The organism is Lacticaseibacillus mingshuiensis (assembly GCF_016861785.1).
GTDB classification, from domain to species: Bacteria; Bacillota; Bacilli; order Lactobacillales; family Lactobacillaceae; genus Lacticaseibacillus; species Lacticaseibacillus mingshuiensis.
This window is the reverse complement of record NZ_BOLS01000007.1, coordinates 1-21,408: the sequence shown is the minus strand read 5'-3', so window position 1 is coordinate 21,408 and position 21,408 is coordinate 1. Positions and strand designations below refer to the sequence as shown.

Sequence of the window (21,408 nt, the reverse complement as noted above, 5' to 3'; positions counted from 1 at the left end):
CGGGTGCCCTCTGGCCAGAAAATGGCTGGTGACCGGAGTATAGCGGATAAGTGAGGGGGCTTGCTCTGGGCGTTAGGCGTTTACGCCTTACACCCAGACATGCGAAGCGAGCCATTTCTGGCCGGAGTGCCCCCTTTGTTCGAGCTTTGATTCGTTACGGCTCAAAATATGCCATCTCAAAAGCCGTACGACTCAATTTCCCGAAAGCTGACTTCAATCACGCTGACCAGCCATTCTCTGAAGGGGACACTATTGCGGTTCATCCCAGCACACTGCTATTTTGACGATTCAACGCCCGCTCACAGCAGGTCCTAGCCTGCCCTCACTTTTCCCCCTGCAATAACAACTCCCCGTATTCGCCTTCCAGGTAATCCAAAATCACCGTCTGCATTTTTGCCACGGAGGGGGATTTTTGGGTGGTTGGGTTCATGACCATGACTAGGGTGCGGTCGAATGGCTCGGAGAATGGAAAGACGTTGACGTCACCCATCAATTTTTGCAGGGCGAGCTTCGGCAGGATGCCCCAGCCGAGGCCGGCTTCGACCATTGAAAGAATCGATTGGTCATCGATCGAGTAGCGCAGGGAGTTGCTGGAGACCTTGTAGCGATCCAGCGCCGCCTTGGTGTCGCGGTCGTAATCGCTTTGCTGGAGAATGAAGCGCTGCTTGCTCATGTCCGCGTCGGTCATGAACGTTCCGTTTTTCGGCTGAAAATCGCGCGGCGTGATGCAATAGATCGGGTCCTGAAGCAGCGGCCGGACGATCAATTGATCCGAGACTGGCGCCAGGGAAAAACCGATATCGATGCTGCCGACACGGACTTGCTCGACGATCTCGTTGAAGCCGCCCTGAACCACATCCACGTCCACTTTTGGATACCGTTTTTTGAAACGCCGGATGATCGGTGGCAGCCAATTCGTCGACACCGAGGAAAACGCGCCGATGCGGATGCGACCCGTGTTCAGCCCGTTGATGTTGTCGGCCACCTGAATCAGCTGATCCTCCAGGTTGAGAATCGACTGGATCGTCGGCAGAATGGCGCGTCCGTCTTCGGTGAGCTGAATGCCGGTGCGGTTGCGAATGAAAAGCGGAAACCCGAGGTCGCCCTCCAGCTGAGACACCGAATGAGACACCGCGCTGGGCGTGACATTGAGCGCCAGCGCCGCCTGCATAAAGGTGCCCTGTTCCACCACCGCCGCAAAGACCTCGTAACTAAAATTGGACATAGTCGTTCCTTTCGTGAAATCCGTTCATCTATATTTGAAGAAGTTGAATTTTACTTCATTATGCGAGGGAATTAAGATTAAATCAACGAACAACGTCGTAAGACGACACGATGAGGGAGGCTATCGCATGCAATTTGCAACGCGCGTCAACAAAGTGATGGATTCAGGACTCGGTGCCCTGTTTGCCGGGGCCAAGGAAAACACGATCTCGTTTGCAGGCGGCTATCCGGATCCCGCCACATTTCCGCAAGCGGCGATCGACCGGGCGATGCGCGACGAACTGACCGCTCGCGGGGACGCCAGCCTGCAATACGGCGGCTCAAGCGGTGCCCCGGATCTGCGTAAATGGCTCGCCGCCCAAATGACCGCAGACGGCATGCCGGCCGCACCCGACGACATTCTCATCACGCAAGGCGCGCAGCAAGGCATCGACCTGGCCGCCCGGCTGTTTCTTGAACCCGGTGACGGCGTGGTCGTCGAAGGGCCGACCTACGTGGGTGGCCTGTCCGCCTTCGACGCCTATCAGCCGACGTATTACGAAGTGCCGATGACCGGCGATGGCATGGATCTGCGGGCGTTGCAAAAAGTGTTGATGCAGCATTCCGTCAAGTTGATCTATACCGTGCCCGATTTTCAAAATCCCACCGGCGTTGTGATGAGCGAGGCCAAGCGCCGCGCCTTGGTCGCCTTGGCCAACCAATACGACGTCGCGATCATCGAGGACAGCCCGTACCGCTGGCTCCGCTACAGCGGCGCCCCGATTCCGCCGATCAAGCATTTCGACACTGAAGGCCGGGTCCTCTTCCTGGGCAGTTTTTCGAAAATTCTTGCGCCGGGCCTGCGACTCGGGTGGCTTCATGCGGCGCCGGCGCTGATGGCCGCCCTCACCGCACTCAAAGGGGCCAGTGATGTCGAATCCCCGCACCTGAACATGAATGCGGTCGCCCGCTATTTGACCACGAATGATTTTGACCAGCACCTTGCGCAGATCTGCGACCTGTACCGGAAAAAAACGACCGCGATGGCCGATGGGCTGGCGCGTTCATTGCCAGCTTGCGTGCATTTTGACCGGCCCACCGGTGGCTTTTTCCTGTGGCTGACGTTTCCGGAAGGATTCGATGCAGAAGCCTTCATGGCCGACCACAGCTTACCAGATGCGCATGTTGCCTTCGTGCCGAGCCGAATTTTATACGCCTCACATCAGGTGAAAAATGCGGCCAGGTTGAACTTCACCAGCAGCACCCTCGCCGAGATCGAAGCAGGCACCCAAGCCTTGGGCGCCGCGCTCACGGAAGCGCTGGACGCAACGGCCAAGGCAGCCAGCCACTGAAACGCGAAGCCAATCGCCAACTCAAAAACGCACGGATTCTCAACGGCAAATGCCGCTGGTGATCCGTGCGTTTTTTGAGCGCAATTTCTTGCAAATCCGCCGGGCTGCATTACGATAGAGACACACGGAGGAATCGCATATGACAACTATCGATTTGGCGGCTTTGCAGGCCGATTTTCTGCGCTATGTTCAGATCAATACCCGCTCAGACGAGGCGCATCCGACACGCATCCCCACGACCCCGGGCCAGACTGAGCTGGCCAAGCTGTTGGTGAGCCAGCTCGAGGCAATGGGTCTCAGCGACGTGCAGCTGAATCCAGCCAACAGCTTCGTCACCGCGACCCTGCCGGCAAATACGGACGGCCGCCCCAGCATCGGTTTTATCGCCCATTTGGATACCGCGGATTATAACGCGACTAATACCCGCCCGCAGCTTCATGAAAATTATGATGGCGCGCCGATCAATTTTGCGAATGGCCTGAGCCTGAACACCACGGATTTTCCGGCGCTCGCCCAATACCTTGGCCAAACACTGATCACAACCGATGGCACCACCCTGCTTGGCGCCGATGATAAGGCCGGTATCGCGGGGGCCATCGCCGCGGTGCGTGCGCTCCTGGCCGACCCGTCGATCCTGCACGGGACCATCAAGCTCGCGTTTGGCCCCGACGAGGAGATCGGCGTCGGGGCGGACCGCTTCGATGCCGCAACATTTGCGACCGATTTTGCCTACACCCTGGATAACGGCGACCTCGGCCAGATTGAATACGAGACGTTCAACGCAGCCCAAGCCGTCGTGACTATCCGCGGCACCAGTGTTCATCCGGGAGAGGCGAAAAATTTGATGGTCAACGCGATCACCCTAGCGGAAAAATTGGACGCCGCCCTGCCCCAATTCGAGCGTCCAGAAGAGACGGACGGCAAGCAGGGGTTTTACCTGCAGCTCAGTTTGACCGGCACGATTCAGGAAGCGACCGCCACCTACATCATTCGCGACTTCGACACCGCCAACTTTGCCGCCCGCAAAGCGAGCTTCGCCCAGGCGGTGGCCGGCCTCAACGCCCCGTTCGCCGAGCCGCGCGTCACCTTCACGATGGCCGACCAGTATTACAACATGGCCACCATCATCGACCGCGACCGCACGCCGCTGACTCTGGCGGAGGCAGCCATTCGCCATGTCGGGCTCACGCCAAAATACGTCCCGTTCCGCGGCGGCACTGATGGCTCGAAGATCACGTTCCAGGGTATCCCCACACCGAACCTCTTCAACGGCGGCATCAATTTTCACGGTCCATTTGAATGCGTCTCCACCGAGGCGATGGGCAAACTCGCCGAAACACTCGTGGCGATCGCCGAACTCGCCGGGACCGAGGCGGGCGGGACAACTGACTAGCGGCAATTGCGGGAACATTCTTGGAATCGGCTCAGGCACACAACAATTTTGCTTACGCCGGGTCGTGAATGGGAATGTCCAATTCTTTGATCCACTGGACCTCTCCAGCCAAAATGGCGTCCGCCTTCAACAACTTCAGCGTCGCCAAGATCTGATCCAGCGCGACCACGTCTTTCATATCCTTAGTCAGCGAATAATCCAGCACAAATTCCAACACCGTGATGCGGTAGCGGAGGAAAAAGCCGTTCCAATCGGAATCAAACCCACACAGTCCGGCCAACAGCATCTGACTGGTCGGTTCGTCGTGATCCACGATGGCTTTCAGCGTGGCATTATGCAGGCCGAGCATGAAACTACCGGCATATTGGCTATTCGAGTGTTTCGCATACTCGCTAAGTGCCCGTTTAAGCAGCGGCCCTGCCGCGTTCCTGGGATAAATATAGATCAAGAGTGCAAATAGCCGATATTCCAAGTCGTACCAGGTTCCTGGATGTGTCAGAAAAGACTGTACAGGCTGACCATCTTTTTCACTGCTTGAGGCATTTGCTGAATCAAAAGAATCACGGACCATTTTGACTGCACTCAGCATGATCACTGCCATCGGTCCATTCAACCGTTCCAATTGGGCCAACACCGGTTTGAGCGGCCCAACGGATTCAGATCGCATCGCGAGTTGTAGCTGTTGCCAGAGAAAAGGCGCATCAAACGAGGTGAAATTTTCCGTATAATTTTCTTTCTCGCGGTTTGACATCACCTCGCTGAATGAAATCCCACTCTGTTGCAACAGCATATTAAACCGCTCTATCGGCAGCGCCACCTGATCATTTTCAAAACGAGAAACCGTGCTACGGCTGATATCGCCACGGACCTGGTCGATCGTCCAGCCTCGACTGAGCCGAATCGCCCGAAACAACGCCCCAGAAGATTGTTCTTTCATATTATCCTCCTAGTTGCATATCTGAAACTCGATGCCGTAAAATGAGCAAAACTATTCAGAATCATGATAGCATTTTCATCAAGGACAAGATATGGTGGTGCCGACCGGTTGGCGACTTCAGAAGCCGACGCTGACGCTACTGGACGCCCTTACCACATGCTCCTGATTATCGGTTTCAAGCAACATTTCAAATTAACGCTACACTTTCCTGAGGGGAGTTGATCGCATTATCGAACGCAGAACGATTGAAGAAACGACTGAGATTGCCCGGGCGCGGCGGACGATTCTCCCGACCTATGACGACCGCAAATGGATTCGGCGACGGCGGCGGGATCTGATCATTCGCTGGATCGCCTATATCCTTTGCTGGTATTACTATTTCGCTGTCTTCGCATTCGCCGGCGTCATCATCAACTTCATCCGCTTCGGCCCCATCGTGATCTTGATGGCGGTCATTGAGGAGTCAGTCGAGATGTGGTACCGGAAAAAACATCCACACATTTACAAATGGACATCCAACAGTTCTCATTTCGAGGATTGGGATGCGGAAGCGGATGTCCATCGCAATTACAATCAGTCGGAACAGTGATCGACTGCCTGACCCCCATTTTATTTCGGTCGGCCCTGTGGTGGGGTCGACTTTTTGATTCGCCAAGACGCAAAACGCACGCCTTAATGAAAAAAGGCGTGCGCTTGGATGAAGCGGATCGGGTCTTACCCCGATACTTCGGTTTATTTCTTGGTGGCCGCCTTAGTTGCGGTGGTCTTGGTGGCCCGCTTGGTAGGTGTGGTCTTTTTCGCCGCAGCGGTGGACTTGGTAGCCGGAGACTTCTTTGCGGCTGCCTTAGTCGTGGTTTTACTTGCCGTCTTTGCAGGCGCTTTGGTGGTCGACTTGGCTGTGGTTTTTGGCGCAGCCTTCGCCTTGGTCGCCGTTTTTGCCGTCACTTTTTTCCGCGAGCCGGCCTTGACGGTATTGGTCGTGCGGGCACTCGGCTTGCGCGGCGTCTTCCCGCGGGTGGTCGTGCTCCGGCTCGTGGTCCGCGCAGCAGGCGCCGGGGCGGCTGGCTTTGGCGTCTTGCGGTTCGTCTCGATCACATCCAGTTTTTCTTGGACGTCGGCAATGACGGCCGCCTGCTGGCTATTTTTCCCAGCCAAATAGTTGTCGGCGGTCGTGACCTCGTCGATGCGCAAATGCGACACGTTCACAAACGGCGACGTGATGATCAGATACACCTTGAGCGGCACCGCGCTGTCCGCCGCCACGAAATTCGTGACCTTCTTGCTGTCGGCAAACGGTAGATTGATCACACCGGTCTCAAGCCGCACCCCGATCTCATCCTCACCATCCGCGACCAAGGACGCCTGCAGCAAATTGCCCGCCGCCAGCGCCTGATCCAGGTCGGCAAAAAGCGGCGCAAGCGCAGCCGCTGGGTCAGCCAACAGCGCCGTCTGAGTGACCGTGTGCGTCGTCTTTTCAAAAATATCCTCTGCGATCGCGTCTTGGAAAGCTTTGACGTTGATATCCATACTCAACCTTCTTCTTGTAGTCTATGGCCAATCATAGCCCAACTTGGCCGGCCGGGGCAAGTTTTGCGCGCGGAGAAAATCGAGGCGTAAGGGTCGGGTCGTCATTTCTTCCTATTAAAAGTCGACAGCGATGACAAGGGTTACGCTGCCCTCTTTCAACATGCGAACAGGTGTTTTATACTAATCAAAGACAGAAGGGGGCGAGGCAATGACAAGTGAACGAATCGGCGTGCGCGAGCTGGTTGAGCTGACCGTGCGCACCGGCGACCTCGACCCCGTGACCACCAACTCCAGCAACACCGCGCTGATTGGCGCCCAGATTCACCGTCGCCTCCAGTCCGCCTATGACGATGATTACGAAAAAGAAGTCTACCTCGCTCATCACGTGAGCGTCAATGACGTCGATTACATCATCGACGGCCGCGCAGACGGCGTGCAGACGACTGGCGATAAAGTCGTGATTGAAGAGATCAAGACCTCCGCGCGCGCCTGGGAACAAGTCACCCAAAATACGCAGGATCGATACTGGGCGCAGGCCCGCGTGTACGCGCATTTTCTGTGCGAGGACCGCGACCTGGACAGCATCGAGATCGACCTCGTCTACTATCAGACCAGCAACGACAAGGTGACTCGCTTCACGGAAAAACGCAGCGCAGAAGAGCTTGCCACCGTTTTTGACGACCTCATCGACGAATTTGCCGACTGGCTGAAAATGCGCAGTGATATCGTCGCCCGCCGCAATGCCAGCATTGCCACTTTGGATTTTCCCTTCCCCGCCTACCGCAAAGGCCAGCGCGAGCTCGCCGTGGCCGTTTACAAGACCATCATGACCGAGCAGCGGCTATTCGTGGAGGCTCCGACCGGTACTGGTAAGACGATCTCCACCCTTTTTCCAACGATTAAGGCGATGGGCGAAGGCCTCGTCAATCGCGCCTTCTACCTGACCGCCAAGCAAAGCACGCGCCACGTCGCCGAGACCGCGATGAACCTGCTGGCAAACGGTGGGCTGCGCGCCAAAAGCATCACCCTGACCGCCAAAGACACGATTCGCTTTCCCGACGAGCCTGATGACGCCACGAAAAATCCGTACATGATCGGCTATTACGACCGGCTGAAGCCCGCGTTGAAGGATCTGCTAGACAACGAGGACCAACTCACCCGCCCGGTCATCGAGCGCTACGCGAAAAAACACACGCTGGAGCCCTTCGAATTCTCCCTGGACGCCAGCTTGTTTTGCGATGTCATCATTTGCGACTACAATTACCTCTTTGATCCCGCTGTTTTTCTCCAGCGCTTCTTCAGCGGCCCCGACAAAGGCAACTTCTTTCTGATCGACGAGGCGCACAATCTTGTTTCGCGGGCGCGCGACATGTATTCAGCCGAGATCACCGACACCGACTTCACCGCGCTGAAAGTCGCCATCGCCCCGTTCAAAGGCAAGGCCATCCCCGCCATCAAAGGCGAATTGACCAAGCTCATGACGGCCTTTGACGTCGTGCGCGCCGGCGTGCCGGATGGCCAGGATGAGGTGTTTCAGCCAGAGAGCCTGGACAGTTTCGCCGGCCAGCTCACCCGCCTCGGCAGCGCGATTCACGATTATCTCAGCACCGACATGGACACCCATCAACAGGCCTTGGTGGACCTCCTTCTGCCGGCCTATTTCATCATGCTCGGCTACCTGCGCATCAACGAATTCTACAACGACGCCTTTGAGACCAAGGTCAGCCTGACCAGCCAAAGCGTCACCATCAAGCAGCTGTGCCTGGATCCCTCCGCCTTCATCGACGGCTCGCTGGGGCTGGGGCGGGGCGCCGTGCTGTTTTCCGCGACCCTTTCGCCGCTGGATTATTACCGCGACGTCTTGGGCGGCGTCGACGCGTCGCTCGCCTATCGCCTGCCGTCGCCGTTTCCGCCGGCGCGCCAGGCAGTGATCGTCGCGACGAATATTCGCACCACCTACCGTCAGCGCCAAGCGAGCCTCCCTCAGGTGATCGAGAGCCTGCTGGTGATGGTGACCGCGCATGCCGGCCACTACCTCGTTTTTTTGCCGTCATACGGCTACCTCGATCAAGTCGCGACTGCCTTTGAGACCGCCGCGCCGCATCTGAAGACCGTCCGCCAGACCGCGCAAATGAGCGCCGAGGACCGCAGCGCGTTTCTCGACGAGTTCCGGGACAACATCGACCCGGTCGTCGGCTTTGCCATTCTCGGCGGCATTTTCTCCGAAGGCATCGACCTCAAAGGCGAGCAGCTGATCGGCGCGGCCATCATCTCCGTCGGCCTGCCCGGACTCAACTCCGAGACCGACCGCCTGCGCGATTATTTTGACCGCAAGAACGGCAACGGGTTCGCCTACGCCTACCAGCTGCCCGGCTTCAACAACGTCCTGCAAGCCGGCGGGCGCGTGATTCGCGGCAAGCATGACCGTGGGGTGATTCTCCTTTTAGACGCCCGCTTCGCGGAAAATAGGTACGCGGAATTATTTCCACCGCATTGGGCCCATGCCACAGTGTCACGGTCCACGGACGAGCTGGCGACCCAACTCACACTCTTTTGGGAAGCCACGGAAGACCTATTGGGAGGCGACGGCAAATGACGAAGACCGCACTGACACTCGACCTTGAAAAAACGCTCTACGCCTACTGGGAAGACCTCGGTGGCACCGCCGTCGACGAGGTGACCATGCCCGATGACCTCGGCATCGTCGACACCTTAGTGATGCAGGACGAAAACGGCCAGCGCGTGTGGCGATGCTTCGAGCTGAAAGTCACCGCGAGCGATTTTCACAGCCACGCGAAGCTCAGTTTCATCGGCAATTATAATTACTTCGTTTTGCCAGCCAAATTGTACACAAAACTGGCCGCCGAGATTCCGGCGGGCATCGGTGTGATGACTTATCGCGCCTTTGACGCCGCCAAACTCGCCGCGACGGCGGACGTCCCGCTGGCGCCGGGCCAACTGACCATCGTCCGGCCGGCCCGGTTTCAGACGCTGGCTGTCGACGAGGCGGCCCTGACCACTCGCTTCATCGCCAGCCTGGACCGCGAAGTGCGTAAGGCCAAGCAAAAAGCGCGCGGCCTCTCCGGCTTTTCCGTCGATGAACTGGCCAAGGAGCTGCGCCGGCGCACCCGCGACTACGACGTTTATGATCCGGACGCCAACCTTTACGACCGCTTCGCCGCCGAGCTGCAAAACACCACCATCGATGCCCTGCAGGAAGAAGTCGACGCCCTGGCCAGTGAAGTCGCAGCGGCCAAACTGGCAAGCGGGGGACAGGATGAGGGGCTCGGTGTGCCGGTAACTGACGGGCCAACGGTTGCATCACCCGATACGGCAACCGATGCCGCGGATGCCGGCACCGGGTCTGCCCCCTCTGAGGCTCAGCCATGACCGCGCCACTACAGTATTTTCCGCTAATTCGCGGGCGCCAATGGGACCTGCTGGCGCTGAGCGACCTTTTGCAACAAGGCCAACTCTCGCCGCGGATCGTGCCGATCATCGAACCGGTCAAGGACAGTAGCGCCTTGGCCAAGGTGTTGCGGGCCGCGACCGTCGCCCAGCACCCGCTTTTTGTCATCGCCAATGCCAGCGTCGGCGACTATGGCCTGTTGGCGGAGCCGCGCTACCCGCTGGTCTGGAACGAGTGGGTCCAGCCGGCTCGCTGGTTCGATCCCCTGGACGCCCCGCTTGTGTTGGCGCAGACCAAGACTCAGGCGGCACTGCTGGCACCTGAGCAGCGCGCGGTGGTGCCGAATGCCGCCCGGGTGCGTGCACTGGCGCATCCTCGCGCGATCTATCTGGAAGATCACACCCCCGGCCGCCAGCGGACTGAGGATTATGCGAGCATACCGGACGAATTTTACCAATACCAGCATGCCGCCTTGCCTGGCATTGGCTTTGCGGACTACCCGCTGTCCCGCGCGACCTATGACCCGCACGGCTACCCCCAGCGGGCGATCGCGCTGCATCTCTTATATCCTGGGAAAAATGGGACGCTTTGGATGCATCATTTCGTCTCGCAAAGCAATGACGGCTTTGACGCCCCTGGGGAAAAATTCTTCGAGGCCGCCGCGACCATGCAGGATTGGCTGGCAACGCATCCGGAAGCGATCACGCCAGGCACGACCGCCATTTCAGAGGCGCTGGCCGCACGGCACTTCCCCGGGTTGGGTGCTGTACGCAAATGGCAACTGAGCCACTTTTTGACCATCATGGGCCGGTGGCTGACCTAACTGGGCATCTGTCGCATGATTATTTAATTTTTGCGATTCTGATGAGATGTCGTCGTCTGTGGCCCCCGTCCCTGCTATCTCTATGCGTTTTATTTGTGAAGATTCAATCTTGTCTTGTGGTCCTATCTGCAGCACGTAAATGTTATGTAAAAGATTCGGCCGAAGCGGGTACTTCGGCTTTTTATTGCATCTAAAACGGCCTCAAATCCGCGCTGTATCAACGTTTCTATCGAAGCGTCGCCCGCAATCGGATCTCTTGCCAGAAAACGCTTTCGAGATTATACTGACACTATCTTAAGATTGGGTGTCTGCAAGGCGACCGGCAAATGTCGCAGTTCGTTGCAGTCACCCCATGTCGAGAGCGAGTCCAACGGCGCGGTGATTTTCGCGAACACACCGCGGCACTATTAGTTGGTCTCGTGTCGAGACGGCGACCGTCACTGGGAGGGCCACCCTGCCTAGTCACCCTGGGTACACCAGGCAAATGAACAAGTACTTCCGGAAAAGCCCGGCACCACTGCGGGCTGGGACGCCGATCACGTCCCCCTAACGAGTTGGAAAACAACGATTTGGGAGATCTAAAAAAATCCCTTCATCAAGGCCGTATTAAGTGCGGTCAAACGGCCAGGACCAATCTGACAAACGAGGGCCGCTGAACAGACGCCCTGACCCGAACCAAAGCTCTAACCAAGCGGCGTGACGCCCGCCTGGGGACGTTGCATCGGTAACAGGACCAAAATTGACCGATCCAGTTGCGGGCAAGCGCAACTGGATCGGCCTTTTTTTGTGCATTTTTGCCAGTTCCGCAACCTCTCCTGGACAAAATAAAAACGCCCGCCGCAGCGAGCGCCAAAACAATTTTGAATTAAAGGTCCACGTGAACCCCAAAGGAAGGTTCGAAGTACGCGGAGAAAGAGTCGATCTGGACGTTTTCGCCAGGCTGTGGGGCGTTGAGATACTGGCCGCCGCCAAGGTACAGCGCAACGTGATAGGAAGCACCACGGGCACCCCAGAAGACCAAGTCACCTTTTTGAAGGTTGCTGACGGAGATGACCGTCCCAGCAGATTCCTGAGGGACGCTCCAACCGCCGATCTCGGTGCCGATCGCGTTCAGGAAAACATAATGCATGAGGCCGGAGCAATCAAAGCTCGTTGGGCCTTTGCCGCCCCACTGGTAAGGCTTGCCGATCTGCTGCTTGGCCAGCGCGATCACGGCATTGATCTTCGCGGTGCGGCTGGCACTAGAAGAAACGTTAGTCGTGTTCGTGGTCGTTGCAGGCGCAGAAGTCGCAGGCTTGGCCGGCGTGGTGGTTGTCTTAGAAGCGGTGTTCGTTGTTGTGGTCGTCTTGGCAGGCGTCGAGGTCGCTGGCGTGCTGGTCGCAGCGCCCGTGGATACAAAGCGCGCTGGGACATAACCGCCATTGCTCAGCTTGTACCAAGTCTCACCAGAGGCGGTCACTTTGCCCGTCGCGGTCACAGTCGTGCCATTGGTCAAATACGAGCCATTTGGCGTGCTGTAGCCGGCGCTTGCCCAAACCGTCACTGCACCACCCGTATAGCTGATGGTCAGCTTGGTTGTGCTGGTCGCGGTGGACTGAGCCGGCATCGTGGTCTTAGAAGCCGTGTTTGTGGTCGTGGTGGTCTTGGCAGGCGTCGAAGTGGTGGCGCCAGTCCCGGCTGCGACGAAGCGAGCCGGTACATAACCGCCATTGCTCAGGCGATACCATGTCTCACCACCGGTAGTTGTCTTAGCAACTGCGGTGTACTTATTGCCGGCGGTCAGATACTGGCCAGTCGGATGCGTGTAGCTGGTACCGGCCCACACCGTCACTGCCCCGGTGGTGTAAGTCACGGACAGGCTCTGGCTGGACGCACTGCTACTGCTAGGTGCAGCGGCCGTTGTAGTCGTGGTGGTCGCCTTTTTGGTGGTGCCGCCGACCTGCAGATAAGTATCCGGGATCCATTCGCCGGCGCCGATCTGATACCAGGTTGCCCCGTTAACTGTCTTTTGGCCGATCACGTTGATTGTTTCGTTATAGGTCACGTAACGCTTGACCTGGTTGAACGCAGGGGTCCCCCAAACGGTAGTCGCGCCGTCTTTATAGGTCACAGTCCCGGTTGCGGCACTGACAGTATTCGTGTTTGCAGAGAGCACTGCGGCCCCCGCCGCACCGACGAGCCCTGCTGTTAAAGCGACGACTTGTTTTGTCTTAACCATGCAACGATCCTCCATTCAAACTACTTATCGCGTCAGATAAACGCATTTATTTTTAAAGATTCTTAAGCAACTGTTACCACATTAACACGTTCAAATATTCTTTGCACCCGAATGCCTGTTCGTTCATGATGAAAGCGCCGCATTTGTTACAAAAAAAACCGGTCATGCGGGCATTTTCTCCCGCCGACCGGTGAAATTTTTCAATTGTGTTACAGACCTTGTGCAACGGTTAACGAAAGCACGATCATTTCGTCAAAACTCGTCTGGCGCTCCTCCGCCGTGGTCTCCTCGCCTGTGATCAGGTGGTTTGACACGGTCAAGACCGCCAGCGCCCGCCGGTGATATTTTGCAGCGAGTAAATAAAGTGCCGGTGTTTCCATTTCGGTGGCTAATACGCCGTAATCGATCAACTTTTGCCGATCCATTTCGTCGTTGTAGAACCGATCCTCCCCGAGCACGTTGCCTACATGGACGCGGATCTGTTTTTGCTGCGCGCATTGGTAGGCCCGGTGAAGCAGACCAAAATCAGCGAGCGGGGCAAAATACAGACCCGCACCAAATGTATTGAGGATGATCGAGGAATCCGTGGTCGCACCCTGCGCCAACACGACATCGCGCACATGCACATCGGGGCCGAGCCCACCTGCCGTGCCCACGCGAATCAGGGTTTTCACGCCATAATCGACCATTAACTCGGTGATATAAATACTAATGGACGGAATTCCCATCCCCGTCGCCTGAACGGAAATGCGGCGGCCCTGATAGGTGCCGGTATAGCCAAACGCGTTGCGCACCGTGTTATAGCGCACCGGATCATCCAGATAGGTCTCCGCAATGTATTTGGCGCGGAGTGGGTCGCCTGGCAACAAGACGACATCCGCGATCTCGCCCTGCTTGGCTTCGATATGTGTACTCATCACGAGCTCCTTTCAGCCCTACTGCCGCATGGAATGCCGCAGTTGGTCAACTCACTTTACAGCTTTTTTCTTCCTATATAAAGCTAATTTAACTCGTTCAAAAATGACTGACCACTGCCGTCATTGGCGACCCCGAAGTTGGCCAAGATGGTGGCCCCCATATCGGCAAAAGGCGAGCGGATACCCAAGTCACCGTTGCCCGGCAGGCCTGGCGAATAGACAACCAACGGCACAAATTCCCGTGTGTGGTCGGTGCCACGGAAGGTCGGGTCATTGCCGTGGTCGGACGTGATCATCAGCAGGTCATCGTCTTCCATGATCGCCAGCAGCTCGCCAAGCCGCGCGTCAAACGCCATCAAGGCATCGCCATCCCCTTGCGCGTTGCGGCGGTGGCCATACACCGCGTCAAAGTCCACGAGATTGGTGAAAATAAAGCCCGTCCGGCCGTCCGTGACTGCCTTGATGGTCTGCGTCATGCCATCATCGTTTGAAGTGGTGTGCACCCCGTCATCCAGGCCCTGGCCAGAAAAGATGTCATTGATCTTGCCCACGCCATAAGTTGGCACGCCGGCCGCTTGCAGGCGGTCGAGATCCGTCGGCGCGTTCGGCATCAGCGCATAGTCGTGGCGATCCGACGTGCGGGTGAATGTGTCCGCACTATCGCCGACATACGGCCGCGCGATCACACGCCCAATGCGATACGGCTGGTCGGTGGTGATGCTACGAGCATATTCGCAGATCTTATAAAGCTCCGCCAGCGGAATGACGGCGGTGTTCGCCGCGATCTGCAAAACGGAATCCCCCGACGTGTACACGATCAGATCACCGGTCTTGAGCTGGTGTTCGCCGTATTTGGCGATGACTTCGGTACCAGAATACGGCAGATTGACGATCACCTTGCGCCCAGAAAAATCCTCGATCTTTTGAATCAACTCAGCCGGAAAGCCCTTGGGGAAAAAGCCAAGCGGTTCTGTCACCGGGAGGCCCATCATTTCCCAGTGACCGTCCATGCTATCCTTGCCAGCCGAGATCTCATACATTTTGCCAAAATAACCGAGCGGGCCTTCGATCGGTTCAACGCCTTGAATCGGGGCATCGCGGCGGATATTCCCAAGTCCGAGCTGCTGCCAGTTCGGCAAGGCCCAGTCGCCTTTGAAAAAGTCGCCGATATGGCCCAGCGTATCTGCGCCGACATCATTGTATTTTGCGGCGTCGGGCGCTTCGCCGATGCCGATGGAATCTGTGACGATCGCGATGACACGTTTGAATTTTTCCATTACGCTTCGCCTGCTTCCTTCATGATGGCGACACCAGCGCTTGCGCCCAAGCGATCCGCCCCGGCCTCGATGAGCGCCTTGGCGTCAGCGTAGGTGTGAATGCCACCTGCCGCCTTCACTTGCAGGCGATCGCCGACTGTCTGCTTCATCAGCGCCACATCATGGACCGTCGCGCCGCCGTTTGCAAAGCCTGTCGAGGTCTTGACGAAATCCGCATGCGCCGCTTCCGCCAGCTTGCAGGCCGTGACTTTTTCGTCGTCCGTCAGTAACACTGCTTCGATGATCACTTTGAGCAGCGCGTGACCGGCATGGGCCGCATCCGCGACCGCCGCGATATCCGCCTGCACCGCCGCGTCATGGCCTGCCTTGAGCTCGCCGATGTTCAAGACCATGTCCACCTCGCCGGCACCATTGGCGATGGCCTCTTTGGCTTCGGCGACCTTGATCGTCGTCGTGTTTGCGCCCAGCGGAAAGCCGATCACGGTGCACACCGTGACATCGGTTCCGGCCAAGGCCGCCGCCGCGCGTGGGACCCAGTACGGATTGATGCACACGGATGCGAAATCATACTGCTTGGCTTCATCCAAGACCCGGTCGATCTGGTCCTGCGTGGCTTCCGGCTTGAGCAGGGTATGGTCGATGTATTTTGCTAATGGCTTTGTCATTTTTTGCACTCCTTTGTTCGTCTCTGCCCTAATATTACCATTGCCACGCCGCGCCTGCATTGATATTAATGGTCAGCCGCGCAATAATAACAGTACTCAGTGCGCCCAGTTGACGCACGAACGGAGGTGGCACATCTTGGGAAAAATTGGGCTGCGACTCGACCGCATCCTCACGCGCCTGCATCAATGGTGGCGGGGGCTTCCTTGGCCGGCTGCGCTGATGACAACGCTACGGCGGCTGCGCGCGTTTTTATTGTTTACAGGGGCGCTCAGTGCCATCACGGCCAGCGTTTTTTCCCATAACGGCTTTTTTGCGGCAGTCTATGATCTGCCACATCGCATGCCGGGTTGGGCACCCGTGGGTCACGCGTTTGCGGCCGCGACGCCGGTGGTCTGGGGCCTGCTCACGCTGGCCATCGTGGGGCTTTTCACCTATGAGGTCCAGCGGCGGCGCGACATCTTTGCGCCGGTGACCGCGATCGCCGTGGTGGTCCTGGGTTCTATGGATCTGTCCACCATGCGGCCACCGACCTTCTCTGATTTTGGCAGCGACCGCCTGCTCGTTTCATTGGTGATCGCAGGGTTTGTAGCCTGGTTGTTTGATCGCAACTGGGCCCGCGGCGTGCGGCCACGCACCTGCCTCGCGTTGGGGGTCACCGTCTTCGCCATCACGATCGGCGCGACTCGCCATTATTGGCAGCTGGCGGTCGTCTCTTCCGGTGTGATCACATCAGTCGCCAACCTGCCCGGCCCGCATGTCTTTTTGTTTTTGCTGCCTGTGGTCAACACGCTCCTGATTTGGTGCGGTCTGCCGGGTGTGTTGCCAACGCTGAACAGTTTTTCCAGTAGCGGCTGGAGCACGGAAAACCTGGATTATGCGCTGAGCCACGCGCACGGGTCGAACCTGCCGCACCTCCTGACGCTGATGACGACATATGCACCGTTTGCCAACATGGGCGGCGCCGGCATGACCCTGGCGCTCCTTTGCGCGGTGGTGATCGCCCGGCGCAAGGTGCCATCCGCCGCCTTTTTGCCCAGCCTGGTCAACCTGCCGCTGCCGGCGCTGCTCACCCTGCCCGCCCTGCTGGATCCGGTCCTTCTGATTCCGGCGATCATCGCGCCACTGGTGGTGCAGCTGCTGGCCGCTGGCGCGCTGGCGCTGCATCTTTTCGCCGCGAACGTGTTTGAGGTCCCGCCGACAACGCCTGGCCCGCTGATCGCGCTGCTGGGCACGAACGGCGATTGGCGCGCCGGCATTTTCGCCGTGGTGATGCTGGCGGTGGCGACGCTGATCTTCCTGCCGTTCGTGCGCATCGCGTTGAAAGAAGGTGCCGTCTCTTGAAAAAACAGTTGCGTCTATGGCTGCTGCTGGCACTTGGTCTGCTTGTAGCGGGGACACTCACCATCAGCAGTGTCCAGTGGATGAAATCGAACGTCTCGTCAGCGCGGGTGGTGCACAATTCCCGCATGCATCCGGTGATTCTGGTGCCGGGCAGCTCTGCCAATCAGGAGCGCTTCAACACGCTGGTCACCCTGCTCAACCAGCAGGCGCGCGGCCACAGCCTGCTCAAGGTAACGGTGGCCGAAAATGGTAAGCTCTCACTTTCCGGCGAGGTCGCCGCGGGGGACAATGAGCCTTACATCGTCGTCGCCTTTGCCAACAACAGCGACGGCTACACGAACATCAAGCGCCAGGCGAAGTGGTTCAAGACGGCCTTCAGCTACCTGACCGGCCGCTACCACTTCAACCGGTTTTCCGCGATTGGCCACAGCAACGGCGGCCTAGTCCTCACTTTATTTTTGGAAAAATATGTTGATGACGATACCGTGACCATGAATAAACTCATGACGCTGGGGTCGCCTTTCAACCTCGAGGAAAGCAGCCTGGCCAATCCCACCCAGATGTACACGGATATGATGAAGGCGCGCACCAAATTACCGAAGTCGCTGGATGTGATCTCGGTGGCCGGCATCGAAAATGCCAGCGGTGATGGCATCGTGCCCCTGGCCAGTGTGGAAGCCGGGCGCAACATCTTTTTCGGGGCGGTGCACAGCTTCACGCAGCTCACTGTTTCCGGCACCGATGCCCAGCACAGCGCACTGCCGCAAAACCAGCAGATCGTCGACATGATCAAACAGAATATTCTCAGCAACCCGGGCCGCGATCGGCAGCAATGACCCCCAGCGCGGGCGGAAGGGCAGCGCCGAGACCGACCTGGCGAGGCAGTGCGCTCGCCATGATCGGCCACGGCCGAGCGTCCAACCGCAGCCGGACCCGGCCAACGAACCGGTCCGCCCAACTCGCCCATGCAAAAACGGGAACCTGATCCGCAGTGTGCGAATTTGGTTCCCGTTTTTGTCTCGCCCCATTTATTGCACGTTGTACAACGTGTAGATCGGATTGCCGCCGTCGCCCAGCGGCATCCCATTGGCGGCATTGAGCTTATTTTCCTCGATCACTTTGCCGGTGAGCGGTACACTCGCCAAGCCTAGCTCTTTGCGAATCGCATCCGACACCCGCTGCAATTCCGCAGTCGTCGCGACTTGGTAGGCGGATTGCATGCCCGAGCCATCCGTGACCCAAGCCCCGGTGGCCTTGATCGCATCCTTGGTGATGTTGCTGGCGGCCGCCCGGTATTTGGCCGCGATCGCGAGCAGATCATCGAAGGAGAGATCCGTGCGCATCGTGGAGGATAAGGAGGCCATCACATTTTCATAATTACTAAGGGAGCTAGCGGACAGCGCCTTTTTGACGATCGCCTCGATGACTTCCTGCTGGCGTTTGGCCCGGCCGTTGTCGCCTTCCGGATCCTCGTGGCGCATCCGAGCATAGGCCAAGGCACGTTTGCCGTTGACGTGCTGCTTCCCCTTAACGAAGGTCTGGTTGCCCACATCCTTGTCGGTCCAGCCGAACTTGACGTCGATGTCGATGCCCCCGACCGCATCCACGATCTTCGCAAGGCCAGACATGTTGACGACCACGTATTTGTTGATCGGGACATTGAGATAATCATGGACCGTCTGGATGGACGCGCTGGCGCCGCCATACGCGTACGCCGCGTTAAGCTTGGCGAACTGGCCAGTCATGTCGCCCGAGTCGGCCATCACACTGAGCATGTCCCGTGGCAGCGAGGTCATCGTGGTATGCTGCGCTTTCGGATCGATCGTCACCAGAATCATCGCATCCGTACGCCCATTTGTCTCGGTCCGCCCAAATGCGCCGGTGTCCGTGCCCAGCAAAAGAATGCTCAGCGGCTTGGTGCCATCGATCGCCGAATGATAGGTGACCGTTTTGCCTTCCTTGGTCTTGGCCACTTCATAAGTCTTGGCCACCGCCGTTTTTGTCTGGGTCCACAAACGCGCCGCATAGCCAGCCGCCAAAAAAGCCACCGCCAGCACAGCCATCATGACCAGCTTCCCGATCAGATGGCGCTGATGATCTTGTTTTTCCCCTCGTCGCTTGTCAGCCATGCTTGTCTCCCCTAACCGGCTTGTATTAGTCCAATTGTATTACACACGCATCTGTATCATATCAGAAAGTTGGGTGCAAGCGGTGACATTAAGCAAATATTAACATGTACGCGGCGCCTGCGAGCATGCAAAAAGCGCCGCATCCCGAAGGACACGGCGCTCGCTCACAGTACCTTTTTCAAGATAAGGCCATCTTGGCTCCACAACCTCAGACCACTGACCCCCGCATTCCGGCGGTAAAACAGCCAGCTGTGCTTTCACCGGCATTGCCGGTTACTCGACTCATCGCATGGCCTCAGTATACCACGCGCTGGCCGGGCCGCCAACCGCGGCGAAAAAAACAGTCACTCATTTTTTGACGCGCGCCTGGCCTGCGCCTTGTAGGTCTGTTCGGCCAGCAGTTGCGCCATCATGTAGCCAACCGCGATCGCCCCAGCGACCATTGCGACGCGCACCGTCAAAAGCATCGCGTCATCGAATTTTCCCAGCACCAGCGCCCGGACCGCCTGATACGCCGTGGCGCCAGGCACCAGCGGGACCAAGCCCGGAATATTGAAAAGAATCACGGGTAGTTTTTTCACCCGCGCAAAGATCATCCCGGCCAGCCCAATCGCAAAAGCACCCAGCAAGTTGGACATCATGCGGCCCGCATGAACTTCCATTAAGAGCCAATAGACCATCCAGCCGGTCGCGCCGGCCCACCCGGCCAAGTTCAGCGCGCGGTGCGGCACATTGATGATGATGGCAAACGCCACCGTGGACAGATAACTGAAGCTGAGCTGAACGAGTAGCTGCACCCAATATGGCATGGCGCTTCCTCCATCATAAGAATCTAAAGATCACGGCAATGCCGACACCGATCGCGCAGGCGGACAAAATGGCTTCCATTCCGCGCGCGATGCCGGAGATCAAATGGCCGGCCAACATATCGCGAATCGAGTTGGTGATCGCGACGCCAGGCACCAGCGGCATGACAGCCCCGACGATCACATTGTCGAGGTTATGTCCGATTCCGAGGCGCACGCCGGCCCATGACGCGAGGCCAACGCAGAGCGCCCCGATCGCCTCTGCAATAAAGCGCACATTGGTGAGGCGGCTCACGCGGGCATAGACCCAGTAGCCGACCGCCCCGGCCAGCGCCGCCAGTGGCATATCGAACCAGTCATAGGCCTGCGCAAAGATCACCATCAACGTGGTCGAGCACAGCCCCGCGGCCAGCACCTGCAGCCAGAATGGAAAATACGGGGTGTGTTGATCGACTTTGATCAGCTCCTCCCGCAACTCTGGGAGAGTCAGCTCATGTGCGGCAAACTGGCGCGACAGGTTATTCACCCGCGCCACCTTTTCCATATCGATGCCGCGTCTGAGAACCGGCGACAGCTGCACCAGCGGCGAACTCGACACAGCTGCGAAGATCCCGGTCGGCGTGGTGAACACCATCGCCGAGCACTCCCCTGCGTTTTTCGCGATGCGGGACATGGTGTCGTCGACCCGGTACATTTCCGAGCCGCCCTCGATCATGATTCGTCCCGCCAACAAGCAGGTGTCCAGTAACAGGTCCTCAGTCGTCATCGCGCGTTTCCTCCAGCTGAAAAGACTGCCGCAAATGGGCCTCGAGTTGCGCCTTCGGGTAGGCGCCAGTGATTTTTTCAAATGCCTTGCCGTTCTTGAACAGGATCAGGGTCGGAATGCTCTGCACATGAAAGGCATCTGTGGCCGTCTTGTCCTCATCGATGTTCAGCCGCAGCACCGTGACTGGCAATTCACCTTCCAATGTTTCAAGCATCGGGGCGATCATCCGGCACGGGCCACACCAAGGCGCCCACAGATCTAAGACGACCCGTTTATGCTGAGTCGCGGCCAACTGCCATGTTTTCGTGTTCACCGTTTGCGGCATGATGCGTCCCTCCTAGATGGCCCGTTCGCGATTGGCGATTGAACTTGTTGTGACCATTGCCATGATTTTAGCAGATTGCGGCCCATTTGGCGTGGCCTAGCGCGACTTTTTCATCATCTCGCCACCAATTTTCGGCAGCTTCTCATTGACCCATCGGCACGTCACCCAGGTGTCCGCGACAAGCCGGCGTCTCGTATCGCCTTACGGAGACCGACTCGACTTGCCCGACCGCTACCAGCCTAGTAAGCACCCAATAACTGACCGTATGTAAAAGGCAGCGCCCCAGCAGTACCCTTACCTCATCATGAAGAATGGTGAG

Annotated in this window: 17 protein-coding genes and 1 pseudogene; 7 read left to right on the top strand and 11 right to left on the bottom strand. The window is 57.9% G+C overall.

Annotation, left to right across the window (positions count from 1 at the left end):
• Positions 1-322: 322 nt before the first annotated feature.
• Positions 323-1,225, bottom strand: coding sequence for a LysR family transcriptional regulator (locus JUE67_RS05650; RefSeq protein ID WP_203626533.1), 903 nt, complete (start codon positions 1,223-1,225; stop codon positions 323-325).
• Between the two features lie 127 nt (positions 1,226-1,352).
• Here JUE67_RS05650 and JUE67_RS05645 point away from each other — a divergent pair, with 127 nt between their 5' ends.
• Together JUE67_RS05645 and pepT are read left to right on the top strand one after the other, a co-directional pair.
• A complete protein-coding gene (locus JUE67_RS05645; protein ID WP_203626534.1) occupies positions 1,353-2,555 on the top strand; it encodes an aminotransferase-like domain-containing protein in 1,203 nt (400 codons plus the stop codon).
• 139 nt (positions 2,556-2,694) lie between these two features.
• The gene (gene pepT / locus JUE67_RS05640; RefSeq protein ID WP_203626535.1) at positions 2,695-3,948 is read left to right on the top strand and encodes a peptidase T; all 1,254 of its coding nucleotides are present in this window, start codon (positions 2,695-2,697) and stop codon (positions 3,946-3,948) included.
• Between the two features lie 52 nt (positions 3,949-4,000).
• Here pepT and JUE67_RS05635 read toward each other — a convergent pair whose 3' ends face one another.
• Positions 4,001-4,885 (bottom strand): helix-turn-helix domain-containing protein, encoded by an 885-nt coding sequence (locus JUE67_RS05635; RefSeq protein WP_203626536.1) that lies wholly within the window; start codon positions 4,883-4,885, stop codon positions 4,001-4,003.
• A 732-nt stretch (positions 4,886-5,617) separates the two neighbouring features.
• The gene (locus JUE67_RS05630) at positions 5,618-6,412 is read right to left on the bottom strand and encodes a hypothetical protein (protein ID WP_203626537.1); all 795 of its coding nucleotides are present in this window, start codon (positions 6,410-6,412) and stop codon (positions 5,618-5,620) included.
• Between the two features lie 208 nt (positions 6,413-6,620).
• On the opposite strand from JUE67_RS05630, the gene JUE67_RS05625 reads away from it, so the two are divergent.
• The 3 genes and pseudogenes from JUE67_RS05625 (at position 6,621) to JUE67_RS05615 (ending at position 10,644) form a co-directional block, all read left to right on the top strand.
• Positions 6,621-9,008 (top strand): ATP-dependent DNA helicase, encoded by a 2,388-nt coding sequence (locus tag JUE67_RS05625; protein ID WP_203626538.1) that lies wholly within the window; start codon positions 6,621-6,623, stop codon positions 9,006-9,008.
• Positions 9,005-9,673: pseudogene (locus JUE67_RS05620) on the top strand (hypothetical protein); the annotation flags it as partial. The gene JUE67_RS05625 and the pseudogene JUE67_RS05620, both read left to right, overlap by 4 nt.
• Before the next feature lie 125 nt (positions 9,674-9,798).
• Positions 9,799-10,644 carry a sce7725 family protein gene (locus tag JUE67_RS05615; protein WP_203626539.1) on the top strand — a complete coding sequence of 282 codons (846 nt, stop codon included), beginning with the start codon at positions 9,799-9,801 and terminating at the stop codon, positions 10,642-10,644.
• An 865-nt stretch (positions 10,645-11,509) separates the two neighbouring features.
• Here the strand turns inward: JUE67_RS05615 and JUE67_RS05610 are convergent.
• The 4 genes from JUE67_RS05610 to deoC form a co-directional block, all read right to left on the bottom strand.
• Complete coding sequence (locus JUE67_RS05610; protein ID WP_203626540.1) at positions 11,510-12,862, bottom strand: C40 family peptidase; 1,353 nt, start codon at positions 12,860-12,862, stop codon at positions 11,510-11,512.
• A 209-nt stretch (positions 12,863-13,071) separates the two neighbouring features.
• Positions 13,072-13,779: a purine-nucleoside phosphorylase gene (deoD, locus tag JUE67_RS05605; RefSeq protein ID WP_203626541.1), complete on the bottom strand. Its 708-nt coding sequence runs from the start codon at positions 13,777-13,779 to the stop codon at positions 13,072-13,074.
• Positions 13,780-13,862: 83 nt separating this feature from the next.
• Positions 13,863-15,056 carry a phosphopentomutase gene (locus JUE67_RS05600; protein ID WP_203626542.1) on the bottom strand — a complete coding sequence of 398 codons (1,194 nt, stop codon included), beginning with the start codon at positions 15,054-15,056 and terminating at the stop codon, positions 13,863-13,865.
• A complete protein-coding gene (gene deoC / locus JUE67_RS05595) occupies positions 15,056-15,721 on the bottom strand; it encodes a deoxyribose-phosphate aldolase (protein ID WP_203626543.1) in 666 nt (221 codons plus the stop codon). Before deoC ends, JUE67_RS05600 begins: the two co-directional genes overlap by 1 nt.
• Before the next feature lie 136 nt (positions 15,722-15,857).
• Between deoC and JUE67_RS05590 the strand changes: the two genes are divergently transcribed.
• Positions 15,858-17,063 carry a PTS sugar transporter subunit IIC gene (locus tag JUE67_RS05590; RefSeq protein ID WP_203626544.1) on the top strand — a complete coding sequence of 402 codons (1,206 nt, stop codon included), beginning with the start codon at positions 15,858-15,860 and terminating at the stop codon, positions 17,061-17,063.
• Positions 17,060-17,899: an alpha/beta hydrolase gene (locus tag JUE67_RS05585; RefSeq protein WP_225877892.1), complete on the top strand. Its 840-nt coding sequence runs from the start codon at positions 17,060-17,062 to the stop codon at positions 17,897-17,899. Before JUE67_RS05590 ends, JUE67_RS05585 begins: the two co-directional genes overlap by 4 nt.
• A gap of 192 nt (positions 17,900-18,091) precedes the next feature.
• Here the strand turns inward: JUE67_RS05585 and JUE67_RS05580 are convergent, their stop codons facing one another.
• From JUE67_RS05580 to trxA, 4 genes are all read right to left on the bottom strand, one after another.
• Positions 18,092-19,192 carry an LCP family protein gene (locus JUE67_RS05580; RefSeq protein WP_203637052.1) on the bottom strand — a complete coding sequence of 367 codons (1,101 nt, stop codon included), beginning with the start codon at positions 19,190-19,192 and terminating at the stop codon, positions 18,092-18,094.
• Positions 19,193-19,536: 344 nt separating this feature from the next.
• Complete coding sequence (locus tag JUE67_RS05575) at positions 19,537-20,001, bottom strand: threonine/serine exporter family protein (RefSeq protein ID WP_125696786.1); 465 nt, start codon at positions 19,999-20,001, stop codon at positions 19,537-19,539.
• 13 nt (positions 20,002-20,014) lie between these two features.
• Positions 20,015-20,764 carry a threonine/serine exporter family protein gene (locus JUE67_RS05570; protein ID WP_203626546.1) on the bottom strand — a complete coding sequence of 250 codons (750 nt, stop codon included), beginning with the start codon at positions 20,762-20,764 and terminating at the stop codon, positions 20,015-20,017.
• On the bottom strand, positions 20,754-21,089 hold the full coding sequence (gene trxA / locus JUE67_RS05565; RefSeq protein WP_203626547.1) for a thioredoxin: 336 nt from the start codon (positions 21,087-21,089) through the stop codon (positions 20,754-20,756). The genes JUE67_RS05570 and trxA overlap by 11 nt, the downstream gene beginning before the upstream one ends.
• Positions 21,090-21,408 lie beyond the last annotated feature (319 nt).

Excerpts from the sequence above, each read along its gene's own strand:
- JUE67_RS05650 (WP_203626533.1), bottom strand. The coding sequence starts at position 1,225 with ATGTCCAATTTTAGTTACGAGGTCTTTGCGGCGGTGGTGGAACAGGGC.
- JUE67_RS05645 (WP_203626534.1), top strand. The coding sequence starts at position 1,353 with ATGCAATTTGCAACGCGCGTCAACAAAGTGATGGATTCAGGACTCGGT.
- pepT (WP_203626535.1), top strand. The coding sequence starts at position 2,695 with ATGACAACTATCGATTTGGCGGCTTTGCAGGCCGATTTTCTGCGCTAT.
- JUE67_RS05635 (WP_203626536.1), bottom strand. The coding sequence starts at position 4,885 with ATGAAAGAACAATCTTCTGGGGCGTTGTTTCGGGCGATTCGGCTCAGT.
- JUE67_RS05630 (WP_203626537.1), bottom strand. The coding sequence starts at position 6,412 with ATGGATATCAACGTCAAAGCTTTCCAAGACGCGATCGCAGAGGATATT.
- JUE67_RS05625 (WP_203626538.1), top strand. The coding sequence starts at position 6,621 with ATGACAAGTGAACGAATCGGCGTGCGCGAGCTGGTTGAGCTGACCGTG.
- JUE67_RS05615 (WP_203626539.1), top strand. The coding sequence starts at position 9,799 with ATGACCGCGCCACTACAGTATTTTCCGCTAATTCGCGGGCGCCAATGG.
- JUE67_RS05610 (WP_203626540.1), bottom strand. The coding sequence starts at position 12,862 with ATGGTTAAGACAAAACAAGTCGTCGCTTTAACAGCAGGGCTCGTCGGT.
- deoD (WP_203626541.1), bottom strand. The coding sequence starts at position 13,779 with ATGAGTACACATATCGAAGCCAAGCAGGGCGAGATCGCGGATGTCGTC.
- JUE67_RS05600 (WP_203626542.1), bottom strand. The coding sequence starts at position 15,056 with ATGGAAAAATTCAAACGTGTCATCGCGATCGTCACAGATTCCATCGGC.
- deoC (WP_203626543.1), bottom strand. The coding sequence starts at position 15,721 with ATGACAAAGCCATTAGCAAAATACATCGACCATACCCTGCTCAAGCCG.
- JUE67_RS05580 (WP_203637052.1), bottom strand. The coding sequence starts at position 19,192 with ATGGCTGACAAGCGACGAGGGGAAAAACAAGATCATCAGCGCCATCTG.
- JUE67_RS05575 (WP_125696786.1), bottom strand. The coding sequence starts at position 20,001 with ATGCCATATTGGGTGCAGCTACTCGTTCAGCTCAGCTTCAGTTATCTG.
- JUE67_RS05570 (WP_203626546.1), bottom strand. The coding sequence starts at position 20,764 with ATGACGACTGAGGACCTGTTACTGGACACCTGCTTGTTGGCGGGACGA.
- trxA (WP_203626547.1), bottom strand. The coding sequence starts at position 21,089 with ATGCCGCAAACGGTGAACACGAAAACATGGCAGTTGGCCGCGACTCAG.